A 7,958-nucleotide genomic window follows, 5' to 3' on the forward strand; every position below is an offset into this window, starting at 1 on the left:
CGGCGCCGGTGCGCTCGCCTGCGGCGCCGCAGCGGCCGGCGCGGCGCCGGCGGCCTCGAGCAGCACGATCAGCGTGCCTTCCGACACGGTGTCGCCGACCTTCACCTTGATGTCCTTCACGACGCCGGCGGCCGGGCTCGGCACGTCCATCGTCGCCTTGTCCGATTCGAGCGTGACGAGCGACTGCTCCTTCTCGACCGTGTCGCCGACCTTCACGCCGATCTCGATCACCGGCACGTCCTTGTAGTCGCCGATGTCGGGCACCTTCACTTCGAGCGTGCCGCCCGATGCGGCAGGCGCGGCGGCCGGTGCGGCTGCAGCGGGGGCCGGTGCCGGCGCGGACGCCTGGGCCGGTGCGGCCGCCGGCGCAGCGGCGCCGTTCGGCTGCGCGGCGGCGCCGCCTTCGAGCAGGATGATCAGCGTGCCTTCCGACACGGCGTCGCCCACCTTGACCTTCACTTCCTTGACCGTGCCCGCGGCGGGGCTCGGCACGTCCATCGTCGCCTTGTCGGACTCGAGCGTGACGAGCGACTGCTCGGGCTCGACCGTGTCGCCCGCTTTCACGAGCACCTCGATGACGGGCACGTCCTTGTAATCGCCGATATCCGGCACCTTCACTTCGATCGCTTGACTCATCTGTCTGTGTCTCCAGGACCGCGCACCTCCCCGCGAGGCGGCGCGCGGCATCACGCGGCGCGTGTCGTTAAACGGTCATCGGGTTCGGCTTCGACGGATCGAGGTTGTACTTCGCGATCGCGTCGGCGACGATCTTGCGATCGATCGTGCCCTCGTCGGCCAGCGCGTTCAGCGCGGCCACCGTCACCCAGTAGCGGTCGACTTCGAAGAAGTGACGCAGCTTCTCGCGCGTATCCGAACGGCCGTAGCCGTCGGTGCCGAGCACGACGTAGCGGCGATCGATCTGGCCGCGGATCTGGTCGGCCAGCGCACGCACGTAGTCGGTCGAGGCGATGACCGGGCCCTGCGTGTCCTTCAGGCACTTCTGCACGTGCGACAGGCGGCGCTCCTCGGTCGGGTGCAGCAGGTTCCAGCGCTCGACGTCGTGGCCTTCGCGCGCGAGCTCGGTGAAGCTCGGCACGCTCCACAGATCGGCGGCGACGCCCCAGTCCTTCTTCAGCAGATCGGCGGCGGCGATCACTTCGTTGAAGATCGTGCCCGCGCCGAGCAGCTGCACGCGCGGCGCCTTCGCGTTGGCGTCCGCCTTGCGGAACGCGTACATGCCCTTGATGATGTCGGCCGCCACGTGCTCGCCCTGCGGAATCGCCGGGTGCTCGTAGTTCTCGTTCATCACCGTGATGTAGTAGTACACGTCTTCCTGATCCTGCACCATCCGGCGCAGGCCGTCCTGGATGATGACGGCGAGCTCGTAGCCGAACGTCGGGTCGTAGCTGACGCAGTTCGGCACCGATGCCGCCCACAGCAGCGAGTGACCGTCTTCGTGCTGCAGACCTTCGCCGTTCAGCGTCGTGCGGCCCGCGGTGCCGCCGAGCAGGAAGCCGCGCGAACGCATGTCGCCGGCCGCCCATGCCAGATCGCCGATCCGCTGGAAGCCGAACATCGAGTAGAAGATGTAGAACGGCACCATGATCTCGCCGTGCGTCGAATACGACGTCGCCGCCGCGATCCAGTCGCACATGCCGCCCGCTTCGTTGATGCCTTCCTGCAGAATCTGGCCGGTCTGCGATTCCTTGTAGAACATCAGCTGATCGGAATCTTCCGGCACGTACTTCTGGCCTTCCTGGTTCCAGATGCCGATCTGGCGGAACAGGCCTTCCATGCCGAACGTGCGCGACTCGTCCGGGACGATCGGCACCACGCGCTTGCCGAGCGCCTTGTCCTTCAGCAGGATGTTCAGGATCCGCACGAACGCCATCGTCGTCGAGATCTCGCGGCCTTCGCCCGTGCCCTTGAGCAGCGGCTCGAACGCGTCGAGCGCCGGCACCGGCAGCGATGCCGCCTTCTGGCGACGCTGCGGCAGGTAGCCGCCGAGGTCCATGCGCTTCTGGCGCATGTATTCGAGTTCCTTCGAGCCTTCCTCGAACTTCAGGTACGGCACGTCGGCGATCTGCTCGTCGGTGATCGGCAGGCGGAACTGGTCGCGGAACTTCTTCAGTTGCTCGACCGGCAGCTTCTTCTGCTGGTGCGTGATGTTCATCGCCTGACCGGACTCGCCCATCCCGTAGCCCTTGATGGTCTTCGCGAGGATGACGGTCGGCGCACCCTTCGTGTGCGTCGCTTCATGGAACGCCGCGTAGATCTTGTGCGGATCGTGGCCGCCGCGGTTCAGGTTCCAGATGTCGTCGTCGGACCAGTCGGCGACGAGCGCCTTCAGCTCCGGCGTGTTGAAGAAGTGCTCGCGGACGAACGCGCCCGACTCCGACTTGTACGTCTGGTATTCGCCGTCGACGACTTCCATCATCCGGCGCATCAGCGCGCCCGTCTTGTCGCGTGCGAACAGCGCATCCCAGCGGCTGCCCCAGATCACCTTGATGACGTTCCAGCCGGCGCCGCGGAATTCCGATTCCAGCTCCTGGATGATCTTGCCGTTGCCGCGCACCGGGCCGTCGAGACGCTGCAGGTTGCAGTTGATCACGAACACGAGGTTGTCGAGCTTCTCGCGGCTCGCCATCCCGATCGCGCCGAGCGATTCCGGTTCGTCGGTCTCGCCGTCGCCGAGGAACGCCCACACCTTGCGGCCTTCCGTCTTCGCGATGCCGCGCGCCTCGAGGTACTTCATGAAGCGCGCCTGATAGATCGCCATGATCGGGCCGAGACCCATCGACACGGTCGGGAACTGCCAGAAGTCCGGCATCAGCCACGGGTGCGGGTACGACGAGATGCCGTTGCCGCCGACTTCCTGGCGGAAGTTGTCGAGCTGCTCCTCGGTCAGGCGGCCGAGCAGGAACGCGCGCGAGTACACGCCCGGCGACGAGTGGCCCTGCACGAACACGAGATCGCCGCCGTGCTGGTCGGACGGGGCGTGCCAGAAATGGTTGTAGCCGACGTCGTAGAGCGTCGCGGCCGACGCGAACGACGCAATGTGGCCGCCGACGTTCGTGTCCTTGCCGGCGCGCAGCACCATCGCGAGCGCGTTCCAGCGCGTGTACGAGCGGATGCGGTGCTCGATGTCCTGGTCGCCCGGAATCTTGGCCTGGGCTTCGACCGGAATCGTGTTGATGTACGGGGTGTTCGCGGAAAACGGCAGATGTTCGCCATGCATGCGTGCGAATTCGATCTGCTTTTCGATCAGGTAGTGCGCGCGGCCGGTACCCACGGAGGAGATCACGCCGTCCAGCGCCTCGAGCCATTCAACGGTTTCCTGCGGGTCGTCGTCACGCTCGGCGGCGACATACTTCATCACTTCGTTCGGTACAGCGGACATTCTCGTCTCCTGGGTCCTGGAATGTGAGGATCGCTCTCGTGCAGACGACGCGGCGCGGCCGGCTGCGGGCAAGCTCAGCGGATTGTAATGAGCGTGCCGGGCCGCACGCAACAAAATTTTCGAATTATGAGATCTTTTCTCGCAATGCGGAATATTGCTGCGCTGCACCCATGCCGCGGGGCGCTGCGGCCCGCGCCGGCCGCATAAATTCGTTTCGGCTCAACATATCGGGTATAGGTTTTCCATGTATTGCGCTGCGCTACAATCCTGCCATGTTGACCGATCGGCTTTTCGCACGCTCGGCGCGACCGTCGGGCCCGCCGGCGGAGTCGCAGCCGTCCCGTTGGCACCACGGACCGTGGTGGTCCAATTCCTATTTGCTGACGCCGCTGCTGTCGATCCTCGTGTTCCTCGTGGTGATGAGCCTCATTCTATGGAGCCTCAACCGCCGGGAACAGCAGCAGCAGGAAGACACGCTGTTCCGTAACGTCGCGTGGGCGCAGCAGCAGATCCGGCTGTCGATGACGGGCGCGCAGGAACAGCTGCAGGCGCTGTCGCGCGACCTCGCGTCGGGGCGCCTCGACCAGAACGCATTCCAGATGGCCGTCGCGGACGTCATGCAGACGCATCCGGAAATCCTCTATCTGAACTGGTATACGGCGCCCGGCGTGCAGCGCTGGCCGACCGTGCATCCGCCGCTGCTCGGCCAGCGGCTCGCGAAGCCCGGCGACGCGCAGCTGCAGGACGCGGTGCGCGGCGCCTACGACGAAGCGCGCAGCTCGCGCCGCCAGGCGTATTCGCCGCTGATCTACGACGACTTCGGCAACGGCTACATCACGCTGCAGACGCCCGTGATGCGCGGCGACCGCGACTATCTCGGCTCGCTCGCCGCGGTGTTCTCGGTCGAGGGCATCCTGAAGCACGACATCCCGCAGGAACTGTCGTCGAAGTACAAGATCTCGATCACCGACGCGAACAACCGCGAACTGTCGTCGACTTCCACGCGCCCGCGCCTGCCGCGCGACTCGCACTACGACCTGCCGCTCGATCCGCCCGGCCAGGGGCTCACGGTGCGCGTCTACGCGTTCCCGCAGCTCACGAACCTGACCAACAACACGCTCGTGTGGCTCGTCGCCGGCCTGTCGTGCTTCGTGCTGTGGAGCCTCTGGAGCCTGTGGAAGCACACGCGCCAGCGCTTCGAGGCGCAGCAGGCGCTCTACGCGGAAGCGTTCTTCCGCCGTGCGATGGAAAACTCGGTGCTGATCGGCATGCGCGTGCTCGACATGCACGGCCGCATCACGCACGTGAACCCCGCGTTCTGCCGCATGACGGGCTGGGACGAAAGCGATCTGGTCGGCAAGGTCGCACCGTTCCCCTACTGGCCGCGCGACGCGTATCCCGAAATGCAGCGCCAGCTCGACATGACGCTGCGCGGCAAGGCGCCGAGCTCGGGCTTCGAGCTGCGCGTGCGGCGCAAGAACGGCACGCTGTTCCACGCACGGCTCTACGTCTCGCCGCTGATCGACAGCTCGGGGCGCCAGACCGGCTGGATGTCGTCGATGACCGACATCACCGAGCCGAAGCGCGCGCGCGAGGAGCTCGCGGCCGCGCACGAGCGCTTCACGACGGTGCTCGAAAGCCTCGACGCCGCGGTGTCGGTGCTCGCGGCCGACGAAGCCGAGCTGCTGTTCGCGAACCGCTACTACCGCCACCTGTTCGGGATCCGCCCGGACGGCCATCTCGAGCTGTCGGGCGGCGGCTTCGACCGCGCGCAGGCGTCGTCCGATTCGATCGACATGGTCGATGCGTTCGCGGGCCTGCCGGCCACCGCGCTGACGAACACCGCGGCCGACGCGCAGGAGGTGTACGTCGAAAGCATCCAGAAATGGTTCGAGGTGCGCCGCCAGTACATCCAGTGGGTCGACGGCCACCTCGCGCAGATGCAGATCGCGACCGACATCACGACCCGCAAGAAGGCGCAGGAACTCGCGCATCAGCAGGAAGAAAAGCTGCAGTTCACGAGCCGGCTGATGACGATGGGCGAAATGGCGTCGTCGATCGCGCACGAACTGAACCAGCCGCTCGCGGCGATCAACAACTACTGCTCCGGCACGCTCGCGCTCGTGAAGAGCGGCCGCGGCACGCCGGAGATGCTGCAGCCGGCGCTCGAAAAGACCGCCCAGCAGGCGCTGCGCGCGGGCATGATCGTCAAGCGGATCCGCGAATTCGTGAAGCGCAGCGAGCCGAAGCGCCAGCCGGCGCGCGTCGCGGACATCGTCGCCGATGCGGTCGGGCTCGCCGAAATCGAGGCCAGGAAGCGCAGGATTCGGATCGTCACCGAAATCCTCGCAAGAATGCCTATTATTTATGTCGACCCCGTGCTGATCGAGCAAGTGCTCGTGAACCTGATGAAGAACGCGGCCGAAGCGATGGCCGACGTGAAGCCGCCGTCGGCCGACGGCGTGATTCGCGTCGTCGCCGACATCGACGCCGGCTTCGTCGACATTCGCGTGATCGATCAGGGGCCCGGCGTCGACGAAGCGACGGCCGAGCGCCTGTTCGAACCGTTTTACAGCACCAAGTCCGACGGCATGGGCATGGGGCTGAACATCTGCCGTTCGATCATCGAATCGCATCGGGGGCGCCTGTGGGTGGTCAACAACGTCGAGCCGGACGGCCGCATTTCCGGCGCGACGTTCCACTGCAGCCTGCCCATTGGGGAACCCGCTGATCTCGGCCAAGGGGGGTCCGAGACATCGGCATCACATACCGTTACGGGAGAACTATGAATAGTCCTGTCACCACCACCCAGGAAACCGTCTTTGTCGTCGACGACGACGAGGCCGTGCGGGACTCGCTGCGCTGGCTGCTGGAGGCGAACGGCTATCGCGTGCAATGCTTCTCGAGCGCGGAGCAGTTTCTCGACGCGTATCAGCCCGCGCAGCAGGCCGGCCAGATCGCGTGCCTGATCCTCGACGTGCGGATGTCGGGCATGAGCGGCCTCGAACTGCAGGAGCGTCTGATCGCCGACAATGCCGCGCTGCCGATCATCTTCGTCACCGGTCACGGCGACGTGCCGATGGCCGTGTCGACGATGAAAAAGGGTGCGATGGACTTTATCGAGAAACCGTTCGACGAAGCGGAACTGCGCAAGCTCGTCGAGCGGATGCTCGACAAGGCCCGAAGCGAAAGCAAGAGCGTGCAGGAACAGCGCGCCGCGAGCGAGCGCCTGTCGAAGCTGACCGCGCGCGAGCAGCAGGTGCTCGAGCGCATCATTGCGGGCCGCCTGAACAAGCAGATCGCCGACGATCTCGGGATCAGCATCAAGACGGTCGAAGCGCACCGCGCGAACATCATGGAAAAGCTCAACGTCAACACGGTAGCCGACCTGCTGCGCCTCGCGCTGTCGAAGAAGCCCGCCTGAGCACGCGGCGCGCACACCGGGCCGCGCGGCCCGGTGCGCCCGCTCCCCTTCCGCCCCGAGCGATACGGCCCTCTCGCTCGGGGCGGCGTTGCTTGCGGCGCCCGTGCGCGCCGATCATGACGCATTCCGCGCATTCGCTGTCGGACCGCGACAGGCGAACGGTATAATTGCGTGCTTTGCTGCGGCGTTTCCCGACGCCGCACGCCCGCATTCCAACTTCCCGGCAGAACCCACCACCATGACAGCCCTCCTCATCGACGGCAACGCCCTCTCGAAGACCTTGCGCGCGCAGGCCGCCGAACGCGCCGCCGCCCTGACCGCCCGCGGCCACCAGCCCGGCCTCGCGGTGATCCTCGTCGGCGACAACCCGGCGAGCGAAGTCTACGTGCGCAACAAGATCAAGGCGTGCGAGGACAACGGCTTCTTCTCGCAAAAGGACGCGTACCCGGCGACGCTGTCCGAAGCCGACCTGCTCGCGCGCATCGACGAACTGAACCGCGATCCGAAGATTCACGGGATCCTCGTGCAACTGCCGCTGCCCGCGCATATCGACAGCCACAAGGTGATCGAGGCGATTGCGCCCGAGAAGGACGTCGACGGCTTTCACGTCGCCAACGCCGGCGCACTGATGACGGGCAAGCCGCTGTTCCGCCCGTGCACGCCGTACGGCGTGATGAAGATGTTCGCCGCGCACGGCATTGCGCTGCAGGGTGCGAACGCGGTCGTGATCGGCCGCTCGAACATCGTCGGCAAGCCGATGGCGATGCTGCTGCTCGAAGCGGGCGCGACCGTGACGATCTGCCACAGCAAGACGCGCGACCTCGCCGCCCATACGCGGCAGGCCGACATCATCGTCGCCGCGGTCGGCAAGCGCAACATCGTGACCGCCGACATGGTGAAGCCGGGCGCGACCGTGATCGACGTCGGGATGAACCGCGACGACGCAGGCAAGCTGTGCGGCGACGTCGATTTCGCGGGCGTGAAGGAAGTCGCCGGCTACATCACGCCGGTGCCGGGCGGCGTCGGGCCGATGACGATCACGATGCTGCTGATCAACACGCTCGAATCGGCCGAGCGCGCCGCCGCGGCCGCCTGACCCCATGCCCGCCGGCGCGTGTGCGCGCCGGCTTCCTG

5 protein-coding genes and 1 pseudogene are annotated in these 7,958 nt (G+C 66.3%); 3 read left to right on the forward strand and 3 right to left on the reverse strand.

The features are described 5' to 3' along the window. The 3 genes and pseudogenes from HMPREF3115_RS22325 to HMPREF3115_RS33090 form a co-directional block, all read right to left on the reverse strand. Positions 1-636, reverse strand: a 636-nt coding sequence (locus HMPREF3115_RS22325; RefSeq protein WP_305367015.1) for a biotin/lipoyl-containing protein, incomplete at its 3' end; no start/stop codon positions are given. Positions 637-703: 67 nt separating this feature from the next. Then, positions 704-3,400, reverse strand: coding sequence for a pyruvate dehydrogenase (acetyl-transferring), homodimeric type (gene aceE, locus HMPREF3115_RS22330; RefSeq protein ID WP_006401967.1), 2,697 nt, complete (start codon positions 3,398-3,400; stop codon positions 704-706). A gap of 135 nt (positions 3,401-3,535) precedes the next feature. Next, positions 3,536-3,753 (reverse strand): annotated as a pseudogene (locus HMPREF3115_RS33090) (hypothetical protein); the annotation flags it as partial. On the opposite strand from HMPREF3115_RS33090, the gene fixL reads away from it, so the two are divergent. The 3 genes from fixL (at position 3,673) to folD (ending at position 7,920) form a co-directional block, all read left to right on the forward strand. Next, positions 3,673-6,189 (forward strand): oxygen sensor histidine kinase FixL, encoded by a 2,517-nt coding sequence (gene fixL / locus HMPREF3115_RS22335; RefSeq protein WP_012213070.1) that lies wholly within the window; start codon positions 3,673-3,675, stop codon positions 6,187-6,189. The pseudogene HMPREF3115_RS33090 and the gene fixL overlap by 81 nt on opposite strands. Then, entirely contained in the window at positions 6,186-6,824 is a 639-nt protein-coding gene (gene fixJ / locus HMPREF3115_RS22340; protein ID WP_006401970.1) for an oxygen response regulator transcription factor FixJ, read from the forward strand. Before fixL ends, fixJ begins: the two co-directional genes overlap by 4 nt. A gap of 238 nt (positions 6,825-7,062) precedes the next feature. After that, positions 7,063-7,920, forward strand: a complete 858-nt coding sequence (folD, locus tag HMPREF3115_RS22345; protein WP_070556132.1) for a bifunctional methylenetetrahydrofolate dehydrogenase/methenyltetrahydrofolate cyclohydrolase FolD — start codon at positions 7,063-7,065, stop codon at positions 7,918-7,920. Positions 7,921-7,958 lie beyond the last annotated feature (38 nt).

It is taken from the genome of Burkholderia sp. HMSC10F09, from assembly GCF_001806955.1.
In the GTDB taxonomy this organism is placed as follows: domain Bacteria; phylum Pseudomonadota; class Gammaproteobacteria; order Burkholderiales; family Burkholderiaceae; genus Burkholderia; species Burkholderia multivorans.

What these genes read in the sequence shown, in the direction of transcription:
- aceE (WP_006401967.1), bottom strand. Translation starts at nt 3,400, where the DNA reads ATGTCCGCTGTACCGAACGAAGTGATGAAGTATGTCGCCGCCGAGCGT.
- fixJ (WP_006401970.1), top strand. Translation starts at nt 6,186, where the DNA reads ATGAATAGTCCTGTCACCACCACCCAGGAAACCGTCTTTGTCGTCGAC.
- folD (WP_070556132.1), top strand. Translation starts at nt 7,063, where the DNA reads ATGACAGCCCTCCTCATCGACGGCAACGCCCTCTCGAAGACCTTGCGC.
- fixL (WP_012213070.1), top strand. Translation starts at nt 3,673, where the DNA reads ATGTTGACCGATCGGCTTTTCGCACGCTCGGCGCGACCGTCGGGCCCG.